The 20,887-nt window shown below is 59.9% G+C and carries 18 protein-coding genes; 8 read left to right on the top strand and 10 right to left on the bottom strand.

Features of this window, described 5'->3' with window-relative positions; all coding sequences use genetic code 11:
* The first annotated feature begins 110 nt into the window (after positions 1-110).
* The 3 genes from dnaK to radC all read left to right on the top strand — a co-directional run bounded on the left by dnaK (position 111) and on the right by radC (position 4,072).
* Positions 111-2,027, top strand: a complete 1,917-nt coding sequence (dnaK, locus tag Q0936_RS00445; RefSeq protein ID WP_299139697.1) for a molecular chaperone DnaK — start codon at positions 111-113, stop codon at positions 2,025-2,027.
* Positions 2,028-2,104: 77 nt separating this feature from the next.
* Positions 2,105-3,256 (top strand): molecular chaperone DnaJ, encoded by a 1,152-nt coding sequence (gene dnaJ / locus Q0936_RS00440; protein ID WP_299295353.1) that lies wholly within the window; start codon positions 2,105-2,107, stop codon positions 3,254-3,256.
* Positions 3,257-3,322: 66 nt separating this feature from the next.
* Positions 3,323-4,072, top strand: a complete 750-nt coding sequence (radC, locus tag Q0936_RS00435; protein ID WP_299295350.1) for a DNA repair protein RadC — start codon at positions 3,323-3,325, stop codon at positions 4,070-4,072.
* Here the strand turns inward: radC and Q0936_RS00430 are convergent.
* The 3 genes from Q0936_RS00430 to secA all read right to left on the bottom strand — a co-directional run bounded on the left by Q0936_RS00430 (position 4,069) and on the right by secA (position 9,444).
* Entirely contained in the window at positions 4,069-5,622 is a 1,554-nt protein-coding gene (locus Q0936_RS00430; protein ID WP_299139705.1) for a phosphate ABC transporter substrate-binding/OmpA family protein, read from the bottom strand. The genes radC and Q0936_RS00430 overlap by 4 nt on opposite strands.
* 22 nt (positions 5,623-5,644) lie before the next feature.
* Positions 5,645-6,640: a hypothetical protein gene (locus tag Q0936_RS00425; protein WP_299295348.1), complete on the bottom strand. Its 996-nt coding sequence runs from the start codon at positions 6,638-6,640 to the stop codon at positions 5,645-5,647.
* 107 nt (positions 6,641-6,747) lie between these two features.
* Positions 6,748-9,444 (bottom strand): preprotein translocase subunit SecA, encoded by a 2,697-nt coding sequence (secA, locus tag Q0936_RS00420; protein WP_299139711.1) that lies wholly within the window; start codon positions 9,442-9,444, stop codon positions 6,748-6,750.
* Between the two features lie 174 nt (positions 9,445-9,618).
* Here secA and Q0936_RS00415 point away from each other — a divergent pair, with 174 nt between their 5' ends.
* From Q0936_RS00415 to Q0936_RS00400, 4 genes are all read left to right on the top strand, one after another.
* Complete coding sequence (locus tag Q0936_RS00415) at positions 9,619-10,458, top strand: peptidylprolyl isomerase (RefSeq protein WP_299164840.1); 840 nt, start codon at positions 9,619-9,621, stop codon at positions 10,456-10,458.
* Between the two features lie 3 nt (positions 10,459-10,461).
* Positions 10,462-11,682 carry a bifunctional glutamate N-acetyltransferase/amino-acid acetyltransferase ArgJ gene (gene argJ / locus Q0936_RS00410; RefSeq protein ID WP_299295346.1) on the top strand — a complete coding sequence of 407 codons (1,221 nt, stop codon included), beginning with the start codon at positions 10,462-10,464 and terminating at the stop codon, positions 11,680-11,682.
* Entirely contained in the window at positions 11,679-12,077 is a 399-nt protein-coding gene (gene mutT, locus Q0936_RS00405) for an 8-oxo-dGTP diphosphatase MutT (protein WP_299164842.1), read from the top strand. Before argJ ends, mutT begins: the two co-directional genes overlap by 4 nt.
* Before the next feature lie 120 nt (positions 12,078-12,197).
* On the top strand, positions 12,198-12,332 hold the full coding sequence (locus Q0936_RS00400; RefSeq protein ID WP_299139717.1) for a hypothetical protein: 135 nt from the start codon (positions 12,198-12,200) through the stop codon (positions 12,330-12,332).
* 73 nt (positions 12,333-12,405) lie between these two features.
* Here Q0936_RS00400 and infB read toward each other — a convergent pair whose 3' ends face one another.
* The 6 genes from infB to pip all read right to left on the bottom strand — a co-directional run bounded on the left by infB (position 12,406) and on the right by pip (position 19,638).
* Positions 12,406-14,880, bottom strand: a complete 2,475-nt coding sequence (gene infB, locus Q0936_RS00395) for a translation initiation factor IF-2 (protein ID WP_299139719.1) — start codon at positions 14,878-14,880, stop codon at positions 12,406-12,408.
* 6 nt (positions 14,881-14,886) lie between these two features.
* The gene (locus tag Q0936_RS00390) at positions 14,887-15,537 is read right to left on the bottom strand and encodes an RNA-binding protein (protein WP_299139721.1); all 651 of its coding nucleotides are present in this window, start codon (positions 15,535-15,537) and stop codon (positions 14,887-14,889) included.
* 22 nt (positions 15,538-15,559) lie between these two features.
* A complete protein-coding gene (gene nusA, locus Q0936_RS00385; RefSeq protein WP_299295343.1) occupies positions 15,560-17,185 on the bottom strand; it encodes a transcription termination factor NusA in 1,626 nt (541 codons plus the stop codon).
* The gene (gene rimP / locus Q0936_RS00380) at positions 17,185-17,760 is read right to left on the bottom strand and encodes a ribosome maturation factor RimP (protein WP_299139726.1); all 576 of its coding nucleotides are present in this window, start codon (positions 17,758-17,760) and stop codon (positions 17,185-17,187) included. Before rimP ends, nusA begins: the two co-directional genes overlap by 1 nt.
* 139 nt (positions 17,761-17,899) lie before the next feature.
* On the bottom strand, positions 17,900-18,670 hold the full coding sequence (locus Q0936_RS00375; RefSeq protein WP_299295341.1) for an ABC transporter substrate-binding protein: 771 nt from the start codon (positions 18,668-18,670) through the stop codon (positions 17,900-17,902).
* Positions 18,667-19,638, bottom strand: coding sequence for a prolyl aminopeptidase (gene pip, locus Q0936_RS00370; protein WP_299295339.1), 972 nt, complete (start codon positions 19,636-19,638; stop codon positions 18,667-18,669). Before pip ends, Q0936_RS00375 begins: the two co-directional genes overlap by 4 nt.
* Positions 19,639-19,689: 51 nt before the next feature.
* On the opposite strand from pip, the gene ubiG reads away from it, so the two are divergent.
* Entirely contained in the window at positions 19,690-20,439 is a 750-nt protein-coding gene (gene ubiG / locus Q0936_RS00365) for a bifunctional 2-polyprenyl-6-hydroxyphenol methylase/3-demethylubiquinol 3-O-methyltransferase UbiG (RefSeq protein WP_299295336.1), read from the top strand.
* On the opposite strand, the gene Q0936_RS00360 is transcribed toward ubiG, so the two are convergent.
* The gene (locus Q0936_RS00360) at positions 20,436-20,885 is read right to left on the bottom strand and encodes a MarR family transcriptional regulator (protein ID WP_299139739.1); all 450 of its coding nucleotides are present in this window, start codon (positions 20,883-20,885) and stop codon (positions 20,436-20,438) included. The two genes, ubiG and Q0936_RS00360, sit on opposite strands and share 4 nt — an antisense overlap.
* Positions 20,886-20,887 lie beyond the last annotated feature (2 nt).

Raw genomic sequence — 20,887 nt, 5'->3', positions numbered from 1 at the left:
TATACGCCCCAGCGCGCAAGGTTTCTTGCGCATTGTAATACGTGGCGTCGATGCCGAACCGGGTCGCCGCCTCGTGTCATCGCCTTGAACTGATATGAGGGATCGAAAACATGGCCAAAGTCATCGGTATTGACCTGGGAACCACAAACAGCTGTATCGCCATCATGGACGGCAGCCAGCCCCGCGTGATCGAAAACGCCGAGGGCGCGCGCACCACACCGTCCATCGTGGCCTTCACCGAAAACGAACGTCTCGTCGGCCAGCCTGCCAAACGGCAAGCGGTCACGAACCCCGACAACACCATCTTTGGTGTCAAACGCCTGATCGGCCGTCGCAATGACGACGCGGATCTGGCCAAGGACAAGAAAAACCTGCCCTTCGCCGTGATCGACGGCGGCAATGGTGACGCATGGGTCGAAAGCCGTGGCGAGAAATACTCGCCCAGCCAGATCTCTGCCTTCATCCTGGGCAAGATGAAAGAAACCGCCGAAAGCTACCTCGGCGAAGACGTGACCCAAGCGGTCATCACTGTCCCCGCCTATTTCAACGACGCACAGCGTCAGGCGACCAAGGACGCGGGCAAGATCGCGGGCCTGGAAGTACTGCGGATCATCAACGAACCCACAGCTGCCGCGCTGGCCTATGGCCTCGACAAGGAAAACAGCCAAACCATCGCGGTTTACGACCTCGGCGGCGGTACATTCGACGTGACCATCCTCGAAATCGACGACGGCCTGTTCGAAGTGAAATCCACCAACGGCGACACGTTCCTCGGTGGTGAAGACTTTGACATGCGCATCGTCAACTACCTCGCGGACGAGTTCAAAAAAGAGCACGCCGTTGACCTGACTGCTGACAAGATGGCCCTGCAACGTCTGAAAGAGGCGGCGGAAAAGGCCAAGATCGAGCTGTCCAGCGCCAACCAGACCGAAATCAACCAGCCCTTCATCTCGATGGGCAGCAACGGCCAGCCGCTGCACATGGTGATGAAACTGACCCGCGCCAAGCTGGAGCAGTTGGTTGGTGACCTGATCAAAGCGTCGATGAAACCCTGCGCCGCTGCGCTCAAGGACGCGGGCCTGTCCGCAGGCGACATTGACGAGGTTGTCCTCGTCGGTGGTATGACCCGCATGCCGCGCGTGGTTGAGGAAGTGACCAAGTTCTTTGGCAAAGAGCCGCACAAGGGCGTGAACCCCGACGAAGTGGTTGCCATGGGTGCCGCAATTCAGGCCGGTGTTCTGCAAGGCGACGTCAAGGACGTTGTCCTGCTCGACGTGACGCCGCTGTCGCTGGGCATCGAAACGCTGGGCGGCGTGTTCACCCGACTAATCGACCGCAACACGACGATCCCGACGAAGAAGAGCCAGATCTTCTCGACCGCCGAAGACAACCAGAACGCCGTGACCATCCGCGTGTTCCAGGGTGAACGGGAAATGGCCGCCGACAACAAGATCCTCGGTGCCTTCAACCTCGAAAACATCCCGCCTGCCCCGCGTGGCATGCCTCAGATCGAAGTGACCTTTGACATCGACGCCAACGGCATCGTGTCGGTGGGCGCCAAGGACAAGGGCACCGGCAAGGAACAGCAGATCACGATCCAGGCCTCGGGCGGTTTGTCGGACGACGACATCGAACAAATGGTCAAGGACGCCGAGGACAACGCCGAGGCGGACAAGGAGCGTCGCGAGCTGATCGAGGCGAAAAACCAGGCTGAGAGCCTCATCCACTCGACCGAAAAGTCGATGGAAGAGCATGCGGACAAGGTCGACCCGACCACGATCGAAGCCATCGAACTGGCGATTGCCGCACTCAAGGACGACCTTGAAGCGGACGGTGCTGGCGCAGACAAGATCAAGTCCGGCATCCAGAACGTGACCGAAGCGGCCATGAAACTGGGCGAAGCGATTTACAAATCGGCGCAAGAAGACGCCGAAGAAGAGCCAGCCGGTGCGGATGAACCACGCGGCGATGACGACGACATCGTGGACGCAGAGTTCGAAGATCTCGACGACGACAAGCGCGCCTGATCTTGCGCGCAAGGGAACCAATCACGAGGCCGGCCCGATCAGGCCGGCCTCAGACGTTCCAGCAAAGGAGTTGATCCATGGCAAAACGTGATTATTACGAGGTGCTTGGCGTCTCCAGAGGCGCAAGCGCTGACGAGATCAAAAAGGGCTACCGCACCAAGGCCAAAGAGCTGCACCCCGACCGCAACGCCGACAATCCCAACGCAGAAAGTCAGTTCAAAGAAGCCAACGAGGCTTATGACGTCCTGAAAGACGCCGAGAAAAAAGCGGCCTATGACCGCTTCGGTCATGCCGCATTCGAAGGTGGCATGGGCGGCGGCGGACAACGCGGCGGTTTTGGCGGCGGCCACCCGGATATGGGCTCTGCCTTTTCCGATGTGTTCGACGACCTCTTTGGCGACTTCATGGGCGGCCAACGCGGTGGCGGCGGCGGACGTCGAGCCGCGCGTGGGTCTGACCTGCGCTACAACCTGCGCATCTCTCTTGAGGAGGCGTTTGCAGGTCTGCAAAAAACGATCAATGTCCCCACATCCGTCAGCTGCGGCAGCTGCGATGGCTCCGGTGCCGAGGGCGGCACCGAACCCACAACCTGCCCGACGTGTTCGGGCATGGGCAAGGTACGCGCGCAACAGGGGTTCTTTACCGTTGAACGGACCTGCCCCACATGTTCGGGCCTGGGCCAGATCATCCAAAACCCATGCAAAACCTGTTCCGGCGCCGGTCGCGTCGAAAAGGATCGCGCGCTGTCCGTGAACATCCCCGCAGGCGTCGAAACCGGCACCCGCATCCGCCTTGCTGGCGAGGGCGAAGCCGGAATGCGCGGCGGCCCATCCGGCGATCTGTACATCTTTATCGAGGTGTCTGATCACAAACTGTTTGAACGCGACGGCACCAACCTGTTCTGCCGCGTGCCGGTCAGCATGGGCACCGCGGCACTGGGCGGTTCGATCGAGGTGCCAACCATCGACGGCGGTCGCGGCCGAGTGCAGATCCCGGCAGGGTCGCAATCAGGACGCCAGATGCGTTTGCGGTCCAAGGGCATGCCAGCCCTGCGCGGTGGTGGTGCCGGTGACATGTTCATCGAATTGGCCGTCGAAACACCCGTCAACCTGACCAGCCGTCAAAAGGAATTGCTCCGCGAATTCGAGGACCTCTCCGAAGAGAACAACCCTGAATCCAGCAGCTTCTTTTCATCGGTGAAGTCCTTTTGGGATTCGATGAAGGGTTAAACCAACAGCGGTGGATTTCGTTGCCCCGTTAACCCTTCTCTAACCAAGCTGCGGCACCGTTCGGACATGTCCGAATTTGCCGAACAGCCGCTGCCCTTCGATTTCGACGAAGCAACGCCCGCGCCCATGCCGCGCGGGCGTACGCCGTCCTATATGGCGGACCACCGCAAACGTCTGCGCACACGGTTCATGGATGGCGGCGCTGGCGCGGTCCCTGACTACGAACTGCTGGAACTCGTTCTGTTTCGCGCCATTCCCCGCCAGGACGTCAAACCACTCGCACATACCCTGATGGCCGAGTTTGGTGACTTCAACCGTGTCGTCTCTGCTCCGCCTGACCGGCTGCGCAGCATCAAGGGCGTCGGCGATGCGGTGATCTGCGAACTCAAGATCATCGAGGCCTCTGCCCAGCGCCTCGCCCGCGCCAAGGTTATGAACAAACAAGTTATTTCCAGTTGGGACGCCTTGGTTGATTACTGCCATACCACGATGGCGCACCGCGAAACCGAACAGTTCCGGGTTCTGTTTCTGGACCGCAAGAACGTGCTGATCGCGGACGAAGAGCAGGGCAAGGGCACCGTTGACCACGTCCCCGTCTATCCCCGCGAGGTGGCCAAACGCGCTCTGGAACTCAACGCCTCTGCGCTTATCCTTGTGCACAACCACCCATCCGGCGACCCGACCCCTAGCCAGTCCGACATCGACATGACGGCTCAGATGGAAATGGCCTGTGCTGCTCTGGGCCTGACACTTCATGACCACCTGATCGTGGGCAAATCACGCGAGCTCAGCTTCAAATCCGAAGGATACCTTTAGCGGACCCACACCTCGACGCGCCGGTTTGCCTGGCGGCCCCATGCGCTGTCATCGCACGCCATGGGCAAGGCTTCTCCGAATGCGTCGACGCCCATCTGAATGCGATCAAAGTTCACCGTTTCAGCGGCGGTTGTGACCGCGCGCATCACCGCTTCGGCCCGTCGCAACGCGATGTCACGGTTGGCTGTGGCCGGTCCATCCCCGTCACTGAAACCGACCAGCAAGATCTGCCGCGCATCGTATTTGCCCTGCTCCAGCGCGCGCGCCAATTGCTGCACATTGGACCGTGATTGCGCATCCAGACGAACCGATCCCGCCTCGAACCGGAACGACGTCGTCAAGCGCGCCATGCCGTACAGCGTGCGCGTCATACGCTGCAATTCTTCTAACGACACCTCTGGACCCGCAGCAGTGACTGCATTGGCAAACCGATACCCCTGATCGTTGATCGAGATTTCCTCGGGCGCCTGATCAATAAAACCCGCACGGCGGATCACAATCTGCGCCGACGCCCCACGGGTAAAGGCCAGAAACTCCCGCGCGACCTTGGGCAAACGCCGGGCGGGGACGTATAGAAACATGGGCGCGGTCAACGGATAATCTTCGGTCTTGATCGTGCCACGCGCCGCCGAAAGGGAAAACCCGCATGTGCCGGTCAGCGTCAGGGACCGCGTGTTGCCTGTATCAGCATAGCTCGCAATACCCAGACCAAACGGATCCGCCAACACCGCGTCCACCACCTCTCGCGGGCGGGGATGGCGCACAATTTCATCGGCAAACGCCAGACGCGCGGGGCCCATGATCTCATCCTCGACAGTCTGACCCAATCCGGTCTGCGCGCCCGGCAGGTGCAGCGTGATGGGGGCGTCAGCGCCGCCCAGTTCCTGCCAATTCGTGATCCGTCCACCAAATACGCGGGCCAACGCCTGCGGCGAAATTTGGTCTACCGGGTTCGAGGGCGACACAATCGGCACCATCGCATCCAGGGCCAACACGCGACTGCGATTTGCATCCGTCATGTCACCCATCCCGGCATCCCGCGCGCGCTGGCGTTCATCGGGCCGGATTTCACGCAGTGCCATGACGATATCCGCATCGTTCACCAACAGATCGGCAAACCCCTCGTCAGTGGTAGAGACATGGAAATAGAACAGGGCGACGGTCTTGTCGGTGCTGTTGTCCTTGAGCTCGTAGACAAAGTTCGACGGACCAATCGATAGCCGCGCCGCCGAATAGTCGTTGCGCAGGGCGAACCCCTCGATCAGCGCGGGCATCAGAACGGACCCCATGGTGGCCGAACCCGAGATGCTGACTTCGGCAACAAAATCCTGAAGGTTTGGGCAGGCAGGGCCGTCACACAGCACGCCAGATCCATCCACAGTCAATTCGCCATAGACAGTCTCGATGCGGTAAAACTCACCATCAAAACCCAGCAACGTCCCGCTGAGTTCGACCTGCCCATCTGGCGAGGTCAAAGTGACGTCCTGCGCGGTCAACGCAGTCGCCCAAAAAGAAAGTGCGGCGAAAATCGCCGCACGTACCCAAGCCATAGTCAGCCCTTTGTCGCAACGGTCAGTTGCTTGCGACTTTCAGGTCTGAGACAAGATTGTTCAACACCAGAAAGCTGCCAACAGCATCGCAATCAGGCACAGACAGCCACAGATCCTGTGTTTTCATCTGTCCACCCGCCATCATCTCGAGCGATTGCGCCTCGATATCCAGCCCGCAATTGCCATTGGTCACTTCGGCTTCGACACTCAGATCGATGGTGCCAGCACGTTCGGACATGCCGGTCGGGAATGTGTAAATCTCGGCAATCAGCGGTTCCGCAGACAGCGCGTCCCCCAACCGCATGGCAAATCCGTTCTGTCCCGCAACCATACCCGCCGCGTTTTGTGGCGCGCCAGTCCACACGTGACCTTCCTGGCCATAGTCCGCACCAAACTCACGTGCGTGCAATTCAAACCCTGTGCGCCCACGCCATTGCAGCGCAACGCGGTAATAGCGACCAAGATCCGGCACGGTGGTTTGCGCAACAGCGCCATCGCCATTGGAAAACGCGATGATGAACACCGCTTGTTCCGTCATCGCAGGCACCGTGACGCTCAGGCCACCGTCGGCATCTGTGGTTTCGGTGAACATCATACCGTTGTGGTGCACCGTCAGACGTTCGTTGCCAGCACACGGCGCATCAAGGGTCAGGTTGACCATCGCCGCGGCTGTCGGAATTGCGGTGGCCGTCATTTCGCACTGTTCGGACTGGGCCACACCCTCTGTTTCGGGCGGAAGATCACCAGCAGGTGCCGAGACGCGCTGCACAGGCGCAACCTCTGACGTGGCGGCGGTGTCCGACGCGGACGTCAGTTCGATGTCCTGCACTTCGAGCACATCAGCACTGGCGCTCCCGTTGAGCGTTTCGGCGGGTGCTTCGGGGGCCGGGATCGAAATCGGCCGCGCCGATTTGCCATAACGTTCCTGAGCGGCTTCGCTGCTTTGCATGACGAAACCAATGCCCACAGCGATGGCAAGCGTGCCAACGGCCGTCACGATTTCCTTCATATGCTGCATTGTCCCACGTCCCTTCCACGGATTGGATCACGGTAAGGAATCGCACAGCATCAGGGCCGGGGTATGACCGGGTCGCGGAGTCTTTGGGGCAGGATTAAGGCAATGCCTCAGGCAAGACGCCCGTGGCATTGCTTGAATTTCCGACCGGACCCACAGGGGCAAGGCGCGTTGCGACCGGGGTTGCCCCATGTCGCAGGGTCGTTTTCATCAAACCCGTTTGCAATCGCCTCTTCGGTCGGCGCAGGCAGGGCATCCTCAGCAGGCTCTATGGCTGCCTGCTGCTGTGCCGCCATGTCCGCCAGCATTTGCTGACGCTCTTCCTCGGTCATCGGGCGGATCAGCGCCAGTTTCTGCGTCACTTCGGTCCGCAGGCTTTCGAGCATCACCTCGAACAACTGGAACGCTTCGTTCTTGTATTCGTTCAACGGGTCACGCTGTGCGTAGCCACGGAACCCAACAACCGAGCGCAGATGCTCCAGCGTCAAAAGGTGTTCGCGCCACTTGCCGTCGATGGCCTGCAACACCAACTGCTTCTCGATGCTGCGCATATTCTCTTCGCCAAAGGCTTCGGTCTTTTCGGCCATCAGCGCATCACTGGCTGCAATCAAACGTTCGCGGATCTGTTCGTCGTCCACGCCCTCTTCGTCGCACCATTCCATCACCGGAACGTTCAGACCCAGTTGTTCAATCACAGCCGCATACAGGCCCTGCGTGTCCCACTGATCGGCATAGGAGTTGGCTGGCATGTACTGATCAATCAGATCGTCGACCACTTCGTCGCGCATGTCCGACGTGATCTCGGACAGGTCATCGGCCTCCATGATCTCACGACGTTGGCTGAACACGACCTTACGTTGGTCGTTCATCACGTCATCGAATTTCAGCAACTGCTTACGGATGTCAAAGTTGCGCCCTTCGACCTTGGCCTGCGCGCGCTCCAGCGACTTGTTCACCCAAGGATGCACAATCGCCTCGCCTTCCTCCAGACCCAGCGTCTTGAGCACCTTGTCCAGACGGTCAGAGCCAAAGATACGCATCAGGTCGTCTTCGAGGCTGAGATAAAAGGACGTGCGACCTGGATCTCCCTGACGGCCCGAACGGCCACGCAACTGGTTGTCGATCCGGCGGCTTTCGTGCCGTTCAGACGCCAGAACAAACAGACCACCGGCGGTCAGCACCTTTTGCTTTTCGTCCTCGTGTTCTGCTTCAATCCGGGCGCGGATGGCTTCGGGATCGGCTTCTGGATCAGCGGTAATCGCTTCCAGCACCTTCATCTCGACGTTGCCACCCAGCTGAATGTCAGTACCACGGCCCGCCATGTTGGTTGCAATGGTCACCGCGGCCAGTTTGCCGGCATCCGCAATAATCTGCGCCTCTTGTTCGTGCTGGCGCGCGTTAAGGACGTTGTGCGGAATGTTCTCAGCGGTGAGCATAGTCGCAAACATTTCGGACTTGTCGATGGACGTTGTCCCGACCAGAACCGGCTGCCCCTTTTCATGGGCGGCCTTGATCTCTTTGACCATGGCCAGGTATTTTTCCTGCCCGGTGCGGAACACCTGATCATCTTCATCAACGCGGGCGATGGGCTTGTTGGTCGGCACTTCGACCACGCCCAACCCGTAAATCTCGCCAAACTCTTCGGCTTCGGTCGCCGCTGTGCCGGTCATGCCCGCCAGCTTGTTATAGAGGCGGAAATAATTCTGGAACGTGACAGAGGCCAACGTCTGGTTCTCGGGCTGGATCTGAACGCCTTCCTTGGCTTCCAGCGCCTGATGCAAGCCGTCAGACAAACGGCGACCCGCCATCATCCGACCGGTAAATTCGTCGATCAGGACAACTTCACCACTGCGGACGATATAGTCCTTGTCCCGCAGGAACAGCTTGTGCGCACGCAGACCCTGGTTGACGTGGTGCACGATTGTCGTGCTTTCCGGATCATAGAGCGAATGGCCTTCTTCGATCAGACCGCGCGCCAGCAACTGCTCTTCGAGAAACTCGTTGCCCTCGTCCGTAAATGTGACGTTCTTCTGTTTCTCATCAAGCGTGAAATGCGCGTCCTCGATCAGCGGAATAATCGCATCGATGGTCACATACATCTCGGACCGGTCCTGCAACGGGCCGGAAATGACCAGCGGCGTCCGCGCCTCATCGATCAGAATACTGTCGACCTCGTCCACGATGGCATAGTTGTGCCCGCGCTGAACCATGTCCTCAATCGAGGGTTTCATGTTGTCGCGCAGATAGTCAAAGCCCAACTCGTTGTTCGTGGCATAGGTCACATCACAGGCATAGGCGGCGCGCTTGGCGTCCTCGTCCATACCCGCAATTGCCACACCAGTGGTCAGACCCAAGGCACCAAACACCTTGCCCATCCACTCCGCGTCACGCTGAACGAGGTAATCGTTCACGGTCACCACATGCACGCCCTTGCCGGTCAGCGCGTTCAGATATGTGGCAAAGGTCGCCGTCAGGGTTTTCCCCTCACCGGTCTTTTGCTCGGCGATGTTGCCCTGATGCAGGAAAATCGCACCCAACAACTGGGTGTCATAGGCCCGCAGACCCAGCGCCCGTTTCGCCGCCTCGCGGCAGTTGGCAAACGCTTCGGGCAGCAGGTCATCGAGGCTCTCACCGCCCATGGCACGCTGCGCCAGTGCTTCGGTCTTGTCCTTCAGACCATCGTCGCTCAGCGCCTCGAATTCCGGCTCCAGCGCATTGATCTTTTCGACCAGCGGGCGCGTGGCTTTGACCTTGCGATCATTAGGGGTACCAAACACCTTCTTGGTGAGCGTTCCGAAACCGAGCATGCGTTCTCCAGCCGATCAATTCATGTTGTGCAGCAACTGCTTGCCGGGCGCGCGCCAAGCCCATAGATACGGTGGGCAGAAACCGGCCCAGGCCGCGTCCATAGGGCGATGTAAGGGTCACGCTATACCGTGTCAATGCGCGCAGCCCTGCGTGCACAGCCCAAGGACTGTTCGATGATCAAACGCTTTCTCTCCCTGCCTGCATTTGGCCTTGTTGCCGCCATGGCCCTGCCCGCTGCTGCGCAGGACGCAAACACCGTCGTCGCGACCGTGAACGGGACAGAAATCACGGTGGGTCACATGATCGTGGCACGGGCCACCCTGCCCGCCCAATTCCAGGAATTGCCTGACGAGGTCCTGTTCAACGGCATCCTCGAACAGCTTGTGCACCAGACCCTGCTGTCCCAGGCATATGACGGCGAATTGCCCGCGCGTGCAAAACTGTCGATTGACAACGAAACCCGGTCGCTGACCGCTGGCGAGGAACTGGAAAAACTGTTCCAGCGCACCATCACGCCCGAAGCTGTGCAAACAGCGTACGATGCCCGTTTCCAGGACGCTGAACCGTCTCGCGAATACAACGCCTCGCACATCCTCGTCGAAACCGAAGAGGCCGCACAGGCCGTCAAGGAAGAGATCGAAGGCGGCGCAGATTTTGCCGCGACAGCCCGCGATAAATCGACAGGCCCGTCCGGCCCCAATGGCGGTCAATTGGGTTGGTTCGGCACGGGCGCAATGGTCCCCAGCTTCGAGGCGGCGGTGATCGCGTTGGAGCCCGGTCAGGTGTCCGAACCCGTCCAGACACAATTCGGCTGGCACGTGATCATCCTGAACGAGACACGGATTCAGGAACGTCCCTCGCTTGAATCGCTCCGCCAGGAGTTGGAAGCCGAAGTCCGCGAGGCAGCACTTGAGGAATACGTGTCCGAACTCGAAGCCGGCGCAACCATCGATCAATCGGGCGCTGACGCAATCGACCCCGCCATGCTCAAAGATCTGACGCTGGTCGAATAGCAAATGGCGTCCAAGATCTCGCCACTGGCACCCGCTCGGTTCCCTGACTTGCCACCCATCGCGGGTGTCCAATTTGCCGCCGTTGCTGCGGGCGTAGGATATTCAGGCCGAACAGACGTGATGCTGGCGCAATGCGCGCCGGGCACGTCCATCGCTGGCGTATTTACGCGCTCCGCAACCCGGTCGGCCGCCGTGCTCGACTGTCAGGCGAAACTCGGCAGTGCGACAACGGCTGGCGCTGCGATTTTGGTCAACTCCGGCAATTCAAACGCATTCACCGGCCTCAATGGCGCGGTCGCGGTGTCGACAATTGTCGAGGCAACGGCAAGCGCGACGGGCATACCGACAAATCGCGTGTTCACCGCCTCGACCGGTGTTATCGGCGAACCCCTGCACCACGAACGGATCACCGACAAACTGCCAGAACTCAACAGCGCATTGTCCGCGGATGGAATCGAGGGCGCAGCGCGGGCGATCATGACAACCGACACATACGCCAAGGGTGCCTCGGCCACCTGCACCATTGACGGCAAACCTGTCAGCATTGCCGGGATCGCCAAGGGCAGCGGTATGATTGCCCCCGATATGGCCACGATGCTGGTCTACATCTTTACCGACGCGCTGGTCGATCAATCCGCGTTGCAGGATATGACGGCGCGCCTCTGCGACCAGACGTTCAACTGCATCACCGTGGACAGCGACACATCGACATCCGACAGTCTGCTGGTCGCAGCTACCGGCGCCAGCCAAGTCAACGCGGCAGGTGATGCCGGATTTGAACAGGCGCTGCACAAGGTCATGCTCGACCTCGCGCATCAGGTCGTGCGCGATGGTGAAGGCGCAACCAAGTTTGTCGAGATCACCGTCACAGGTGCGGTCGACACAGCGAGCGCAAGAACGCATGGCCTGTCCATCGCCAATTCGCCGCTGGTCAAAACAGCCATAGCAGGTGAGGACCCGAATTGGGGCCGCGTCGTCATGGCCGTTGGCAAGTCCGGCGCGCCCGCGGATCGTGACACCCTGTCCATCTGGTTTGGTGACACGCAGGTCGCCGAAGACGGATGGGTCAGCCTCAACTACGTGGAGGCAGACGCAGCCGCACATATGAAGGGCGACCAAATCCGCATCCGCGTCGACTGCGGCATGGGCGACGGCGCAGCGACAGTTTGGACCTGCGATTTGACCCATCGCTATATCGACATCAACGCGGACTACCGGTCGTGAAAGTGGTTCTCGTTTCCGCCGTTGCGTTGATCGACGTCGACGGACGAATCCTCTTGGCCCAGCGCCCCGAGGGGAAATCCATGGCTGGCCTGTGGGAATTTCCCGGCGGCAAGGTCGAACCGGGCGAAACGCCTGAAATCGCCTTGATCCGCGAACTGCAGGAAGAGCTGGGCATCAACACCTGGCAATCCTGTCTCGCACCTCTGACATTCGCCAGCCACAGCTACGATTCGTTCCACCTGTTGATGCCGCTTTTCGCCTGTCGAAAGTGGGAAGGGGTGCCGCAATCACGCGAAGGTCAGGCGTTGAAATGGGTCAAAGCAAATGACCTAAAAGACTATCCAATGCCCGCCGCAGACATTCCCCTGATACCTGTTTTGCGTGATTGGCTTTAAACTTAAGCGTGTGCCCATAATTTTTGCGCACAAAAAATGACAAATTCATGACATTGTTGATGACTTGTTAACCAATGCGCGTACATTGTTCCTACAACTTTCTTTTGGGGAGGAAAGATCATGCTGAGAACGATTGCACTGGGCACATCGGTTTTGGTGCAGGGGATTTACGTAAAAACCCTGCCAGACGGTCGGATGACCGTACGCGTCGATGGCGCGCAATACTCTGGGATGCCAGTCACTCAGGCTGCCTGACGAAATTCAGATCATTCCAAATCAAAAGGGGACGGTTTTCACCGTCCCCTTTTCGATTCTGGGTGCGCCGCTATCAGTCCAGCGTGCGCGTGATCTCTTCGCGTTCAAAGATCTCGATGACGTCCTGCGGGCGGATGTCATCATAGTTCTCAAAGGCCATGCCGCATTCCTGACCGGACTGCACCTCGGCCACTTCATCCTTGAAGCGTTTGAGCGTCTTCAGCGTACCTTCGTGGATCACCACGTTGTCGCGCAGCAGGCGCACACCGGCAGAGCGACGTGCGACACCTTCGGTGACCAGACAACCGGCAACCTTGCCAACGCCCGTAACCTTGAAGACTTCCTTGATCTCGGAATAGCCGATGAAGTTCTCGCGGATTTCCGCGCTCAACAGACCCGAGGCCGCAGCTTTCACATCATCCACAAGGTCATAGATCACCGAATAGTACCGGATCTCGACGCCCTTCTGGTTGGCCGTGTTCCGGGCCGACGCGTTTGCACGGACGTTAAAGCCCATGATCGGCGCGCCTGACGCTTCGGCCAGACCGACGTCCGTTTCAGTGATGGCACCAACACCCGAGTGCAGTACGCGCACGCGCACCTCGTCGTTGCCAATCTTTTCCATCGCCTGAACGATCGCCTCGGCAGAGCCCTGCACATCCGCTTTGACCAAGATGGGCAGTTCGCTGACATTCTCGTCCGCCTTGGCATTCGCCATAAGCTGTTCGAGGGTCGTCGCCGCACCAGCCGCCGCGCGTTTGTCCTTGGCCGCTTTCTCGCGATACTCGGCAATCTCACGCGCCTGCGCTTCGGTCTCGGTCACGTTCAGCACGTCGCCCGCTTCGGGTGTGCCGTTCAGGCCCAGTACCTCGACAGGCACCGACGGGCCAGCCTCTTTGACGCGCTCGCCCTTGTCGTTGATCAGCGCACGGACCTTACCGTACTGCTCACCCACAACAAAGATATCGCCTTGGCGCAGTGTCCCGGTCTGAACCAGAACAGTTGCAACCGGACCGCGACCCACATCCAGCTGCGCCTCGATCACGGCACCTTGGGCGGCGCGGTCGGGGTTGGCTTTCAGTTCAAGGATCTCGGACTGCAGCGCAATCGCTTCGAGCAGGGAATCCAGACCTTGCCCGGTGATCGCCGAAACTTCGACGTCCTGCACTTCGCCGGACATCTTTTCGACAACCACTTCGTGTTGCAGCAGATCTGTCCGCACCTTGTCAGGATTCGCAGCCGGACGGTCGATCTTGTTGATCGCAACAATCATCGGCACTTCGGCGGCCTTGGCGTGGTTAATCGCTTCGACGGTTTGGGGCATCACGGCGTCATCCGCCGCAACCACCAGAACCACGATATCCGTCACCTGTGCACCACGTGACCGCATCGACGTAAACGCCGCGTGGCCAGGCGTATCCAGGAACGACAGCGTCACGCCTTCGTCGGTTTGCACCTGATAGGCACCGATGTGCTGCGTGATGCCACCTGCTTCGCCCGCGACAACCTTGGCGTCGCGGATCGCATCCAGCAACGATGTCTTACCATGGTCAACGTGACCCATGATCGTGATGACCGGTGGGCGCGATTTCAGGTCTTCGTCTGCGTCGACGACTTCCTTGATCACATCCTCAACGTCGGCATCCGACACGCGCTGCACGTTGTGGCCGAACTCTTCGATGATCAGTTCGGCTGTGTCCGCGTCGATGGTCTGGTTCTGCGTGACCATCATGCCCATCTGCATCAGCGATTTGACAACGTCGCCCACGCGCTCGGCCATACGGTTGGCCAGCTCGGACACGACAATTGCCTCGGGCAGGTTGACGGTGCGCGTAACCTTTTCACGCTCAACCGCACCACCCATCGCTTTCTGGCGGGCACGCTCCTGTTTCCGCTTCATCGCGGCCATCGACCGCTGGCGACCACCTTCGCCACCAGACAGCGCCTGGTTCAGCGTCAGCTTGCCGGAACGACGACCATCGTCGCCTTTGCCGCGGTTGTTGTTGCGCTGGTCGCGGTCGCGGTCCTGCTTGCGCGGGGCCGCCGCAGGCTGTGCCTGGCGTTGCGCGGGCTTGGTCGATTCGGCGGGCGGTGCAGCCGCAGCCGCTTGCGCAGCCGCTTCGGCCTCAGCAGCCTTGCGCGCCTCTTCGGCGGCCTTGGCTTTCAGGCTTTCTTCACGCTCTTTCTCTTCGCGCTCCTTGGCCTCGATCTCGGCCCGGCGGCGCTCGCGTTCGACTTCGCGTGCCTTTTCGGCTGCGGCGCGCTCTGCCGCTTCTTCGACTTCGCGTGCCTTGGCAGCCTGAACCGCCTTCAGGCGGCGATCCATCTCTGCGTCAGAGATCCCGGCGGGGCGGCGGCTCGGGTCACCGGCGGATGCACTTCCTCCGCCCGCGGGCTTGCCTGCCCCCGGCTTGGGTACAACGACCCGCTTGCGTTTCGTTTCGACGACGACATTCTTGGTACGTCCGTGGCTGAAACTCTGTTTCACGTTGCCAGGGCGCGCGCCACCGCGCAGACCCAATGTCTTCTTTCCGTCTGTATCGCTCAAAGCTCGTCAATCCTTCCCAGAGGCCGATGCCTCTGTATTTTCGCGCCCGGTGGCCTGAGACACCACAATTTCGCGGACTCCGCGTAAACGGTTGGCTTCCTCTACAACACGTTGCGTGAGTCCACCAGAGGCGAGCGCCCCATGTATCACAGTTTGGCGGCCAAAGGCCAAACCCAACTCGTCAGATGTCAGCCATCCGATATATGTTCCAAAATGCGGCGTGCTCAGTTTGGTCTTGCCACGACCCGAACCATCTACCGCTTGTATCAGAACCTGTGCCTCTTCCATTTGAAGCCAGGATTTCACTTTTTCATAGCCAGCCACAGCCCGGCCAGATTTTCGCGACAAGGCGATCAAATCGACAACCCGCCGCGCCAACTGCCGTTCAACCTCGTTCGTCAGGTCGTCCGGCACCTGCACGGGTTGCTTGGCCCCCCGTGCAAACAGCTTTTTGGCCACCGCTTTGTCCAGCGCCGTCCGATCGGCGGCCACGTATATACCACGCCCAGGCAATTTGCCCGCGATGTCCGGCACAATCTGTGCATCAGGCCCAACGACGAAACGGATCAACCCAAACTTAGGTTGCACCTCGCCCGTGGCAATGCACTTGCGTTCCGGTCCATCTGACCGCTCTTTGGATGCGCCACCGCGACCCATGAGGTTGCCCCGAGGCCTGAGATCAGGCCTCGGTCTCCTCGGTCAGTTCACCGTCTTCCTCAGCGCCTTCTTCCGCTTCGGCTTCCAGTTCTGCCGGATCGACCCAGCCCAACAGGATACGGGCCGTCATCACCAGTTGCTGCGCCTCTTCCAGAGACACGTCAAAGGGTTCGAGAACACCATCATCCTTGTGACGCTCGCCATCCACAGTTGTCCAGCCACCGGCCAGTTCCCAATCCGCGCATGTCGCAAAATCTTCGAGAGTTTTCACGTCGTCCTTAGCCAACGCTTCAACCATTTGGGGTGTGAGCCCGTCGAATTCAATAAGGCTGTCCTCGGCACCCAGGGCACGCGCATTCTCAAGTGCTGCTTTGGCCGCCGCTTCGAGCACGTCGCGCGCACGGGCCTGCAGTTCCTGCGCCGTGCCTTCGTCCACACCGTCGATCACCAACAGCTCGTCCAACTCAACGTATGCAACCTCTTCGAGGTTCGTGAACCCTTCGGACACCAGCAACTGGGCAAAGAACTCGTCGAGGTCGAGGTTGTCCATGAATAGCTTGGTACGCTCTTCGAATTCGGCCTGACGGCGGGCCGATTCGTCGGCTTCTGTCATGATGTCGATGTCGAGGTTGGTCAGCTGGCTGGCCAGACGCACGTTCTGACCGCGACGACCGATGGCGAGGCTCAGTTGCTCTTCCGGCACCACAACTTCGATCTTGCCGGCTTCTTCGTCCAGAACCACCTTGCTCACCTCGGCAGGCTGCAACGCGTTCACGAGGAAGGTCGGCTGATCCTCATTCCACGGAATGATGTCGATCTTTTCGCCCTGCAATTCATTCACAACGGCCTGCACACGGCTGCCGCGCATACCCACACAGGCACCCACAGGGTCGATGGACCCGTCATAGGAAATCACAGCAATCTTGGCGCGCGAACCGGGGTCACGGGCGACGGCCTTGATCTCGATGATACCGTCATAGATCTCTGGCACTTCCATCTTAAACAGCTCGGCCATGAACTCAGGCGCGGTGCGGCTCAGGAAGATCTGCGGCCCACGCTGTTCGCGGCGCACGTCCTTGATGTAGCAGCGGATGCGGTCATTTGGGCGATAGGATTCGCGGCCAATCTTTTCATTGCGGCGCAGGATCGCTTCGCCTGCACCCACATCGACGATGACGTTGCCGTACTCTTCGCGCTTGACCAGCGCGTTGATGATCGTGCCTGCGCGATCCTTGAACTCTTCGTACTGACGATCCCGCTCGGCTTCGCGCACCTTTTGCAGAATCACCTGCTTGGCCGACTGCGCGGCGATGCGGCCCATCTCGACCGGGGGCACCTCTTCGATCAGCTGTTGGCCGACCTCGGGGTCTTCCATGTACTGCTTGGCCTGCTCAACGGTGAACTCGGCCTGATAGTTTTCCAGCAGTTCATCTTCGACCACCGTACGTACACGCGTGAATGTCGCGCGACCCGTCTTGCGGTCGATGCTGACACGAATGTCCATTTCCGCGCCGTAGCGGGACTTGGCCGCGCGGGCGAGCGATTCTTCCATCGCCTCGATGACCAGCGCAGGGTCGATCATCTTTTCGCGGGCAACAGCCTCGGCGGTTTGCAACAGCTCAAGCTGGTTTGCAGATGTAATGGCCATCAGGTGTCCTCCTCAGACGTGTCAGTCTGTATTTCATCGAAATCTGTTTCGTTCAGCACGCCAGCCGCTTTGCGTTGGCGCAACATTTCCTTGATCAGCTCGTCCGTCAGAACGAGCTTGGCATCACTCAGCCAGTCGAATTTCAGACCAATCGTGCCCTCGGTCACGTTGATCAGCACTTCGTCATCCTCGATCCCGGCCAGTACACCCTTGAAGCGGCGGCGTCCGTCGATCAACTCATCCGTTTCCAGCTTGGCCTCGTAGCCTTCGAACGCATCGAAGTCCTTGAGCCGGGTCAGCGGGCGGTCGATGCCAGGGCTCGACACTTCGAGGGTATAGGCATCAAGGATCGGATCCTCGACATCGAGGGTCGCGCTCACCGCCGTGGAAATCGCACCGCAATCATCCACCTCGATCCCGCCATCAGGCTTGTCCGCCATGATTTGCAGCGTCGTTTCCTTGCCGCTCATCAGCCGAATACGCACCAACTCATAGCCCAGATCCTCGATCACCGGGGTGATGATCTCGGCCAGGCGGCGGTCAATGGCTGCTTTGGCGATCAGGTCGTTGGTCATGTGATCCAAAATCCAGTGACAAGGCACAAAAAAACGGGCGCGCGGCCCGTCGATGTTTCCCGGTGGAGCGTTGGGTTTGGACCCCAGCGCGCCGCTGTTGAGGGGGATATACGTAAGGTCGGGCGAGTCTGCAAGCCCCTCAGGCCATCCACCACCGTTCCGCCATGCGCAGGTTGTCCAGTGGCCAGGACTTGCCGACCGTGACCGGCACCGCAACTGTGCGGCTGGCGATATGGGTGGGCGCGTGATCGCCGGGCAGTTTCATGTAGTCGCGCGGGTCGGCATAGTCGTCCAGCGCCACGACATCCGCTACGTCCACCAGCCCGTCACGCAGCGCCTCGGCCCGCACGTAGTCGGCGCCGAATTGCACAAATTCGATGCTGTCGAACCACCCGGCGCCCTGTTTCCAATGGTTGTCCACACGCGTCCCAATGAAATGACGCCCCGCATCCAGTTTCTGCACCTCATAGAGGCCGGTTCCGGTCGCATTGCGGATTTCAAAACCGGGCTGGGCCAGCAAATAGGGCAGGCTGGGGTTTGGTGTGTCCAGAGTGATCCGGACTGTCCTCGCATCCAGCATTTCCACGCCGTTCATCAGGCCGGTTACAGCCGATGCGTCAAACAGGGTGCCATCGTGAAACGTCACATCGTCGCGCAGCGTGAAATGCCATACGCGCGCATCGGCGTCGGATAACCAGTCAGTTGCCAACTCTCCGCGCATCGTGCCGTCAGCGGCGATTTCCGTGAGGTTGTCGAAAACGGTCGCGTTGACCGCGAGGTCGAACAGGTCGGGCGACAACGCCGCGCGCAGACGTCCACCGCGTTGCGGCAACGCCGACGCGCCCGTCGCCGCCAACAAGGCAGCGGCTGCACCGGATGCAAACAAGGCGCGGCGATCGATGCGGGTCATTTTCCTGCAATCCTGTCCATAGTCCGCACCAGTTCAGCCGAAATACCGGGTTCAGACAAGGCATGTCCTGCATTCCGCACCATCTTGAGGTCAGACGCCGGCCACGCCTGAGACAGGGCGTAGGCGCTGTCAGGTGGGCAAATCATGTCATATCGACCCTGCACGATGGTGCCGGGGATATGTTTGATCCGCCCCGCATGCGCGAGGATCTGTCCGTCAAAATCGAGGAAACCCGCATTGGTGAAATAGTGATTCTCGAGCCGCGCAAAGGCGCGCGCATAGTCGCCGGGCGCTTCGCCACCCGATCCGGTCGAGTGGATCGACGCCAGCGCATTTTCCCACGCAGACCAGGCACGGGCAAACCGGGTTTCCTGTGACACGTCGCCCGAAAACAGGCGACGGTGATAGGCACCGATCAGATCACCGCGCTCGTCCTCGGGCACCAACCCTTCGAAACGGGCCCAAACCTCAGGCCAGAATTTACCAGCGCCGCCGCCGTAGAACCAATCAAGCTCTGCCTGGGTCATCAAGAAGACACCGCGCAACACGAGGTGCCGCACGCGGGCGGGGTGCGCCTCGGCGTAGATAAGGGACAGAGTCGCGCCCCAGCTACCGCCAAAGACAATCCACGCATCGATGTCGAGCGTTTGGCGGATCAGTTCGATGTCGCGCACGAGGTGCCAAGTGGTGTTGTTCACCACCGACGCATGCGGCCGCGACCGGCCACACCCGCGTTGATCGAACAGGATGACGCGAAACCGCTCTGGATCAAAGTAGCGCCGCATCGCCGGGCTGCACCCGCCACCGGGACCGCCATGCAGAACGACAACAGGCATGCCCTGCGGATTGCCGCATTGCTCGACGTAGACGCGATGCCCGTCTCCCACGTCCAGCATCCGCTGGTCGAAGGGGTCCAGAGGCGGGTACAGATATTGTACCGCGCGCTTTTGATCACTGTGTTTGTCCATTGTACCGACCTACATAGGGCGCAAGACGCACATGAGCATACGGAGACCGAAATGCAAACGCATCAAACGACCGTTGACCCGGCAGAAATCGCAAAATTCGAGGCGATGGCCGCGGAATGGTGGGATCCCAACGGAAAATTCAAGCCGCTGCACATGCTGAACCCGTGCCGGTTGGACTATATCACCAGCCAGATTGCCGCCGAATTTGACCGAAACCTTTCGCATGCGAAAGGTTTTGAGGGTCTGCGCATCCTCGACATTGGCTGCGGTGGGGGTCTGTTGGCAGAGCCGATGGCCCGAGTGGGCGCAGATGTTGTGGGTGCCGATGCTGCTGAACGCAACATACCGGTTGCGCAGGTCCATGCAGAGCAATCTGGCCTGACAATCGACTATCGTCACACCACGGCCGAAGACATGGCCGCCGCCGGAGAGCAGTTTGACGTCGTCCTGAACATGGAAGTTGTTGAGCATGTGGCCGATCCACTCAGCTATCTGACGGCGTGCCAGCAGTTGCTCAAACCCGGCGGGTTGCACATTTGTTCGACCATCAACCGCAATCCGAAATCTTACATGATGGCGATCATCGGTGCCGAACATGTGATGCGTTGGCTGCCCAAGGGGACGCATGAATGGTCCAAGTTCATCACACCTGACGAATTGTTCGACCTGATCCGAGATGCGGGATTGGACCCTGTGGACCGCAAGGGGTTCATCTTTAACCCCCTGACATGGGCGTGGAAACTGTCGGACAGCGATCTGAGTGTGAACTATGTGACCGCGAGCACCAAGCCCGCCGCCTAGTCCGACTTGACCGGTGCCATGCGCGCCCGCAATTCGCGCAGGATGGGCAAGGTCGCTTTGACGCGGTCTTCGCCCAGGTTGTCGATGACTTCGCCGACCATGGGGGCAATGGCGCTGAGCGCCTGTTCCCGTGCGCGGCGGCCTGCGGGGCTGATGGCAACCATCTTGCGGCGTGCGTCGTCCCAATCGGGGCGGATGTGCACATATCCCGCCCATTCCAGCCGATTCAGCGTGTTGGTCATCGCACCACGGGTCACGTTGAACGCCTCGGCCAGTTGTGCCGGGCTACGCTCGCCCTCGTGCCAGGCGAGATGGTTCAGAACAGAGAAATGCGAAATCTCCATACCTTTGGGCAACACGCGGCTGAGCCGGTTGCGGACCATCTGATCCGCTGCCAGCACCTCGCTGAAGAGCGAAATGGCCAATGCGTTCTTTTCTGTGCTCATAC

Source organism: uncultured Tateyamaria sp., from assembly GCF_947488715.1.
GTDB lineage: Bacteria > Pseudomonadota > Alphaproteobacteria > Rhodobacterales > Rhodobacteraceae > Tateyamaria.
Note: the sequence above shows the minus strand (reverse complement) of the source record. Positions and strands in the feature narration are given on the sequence as shown.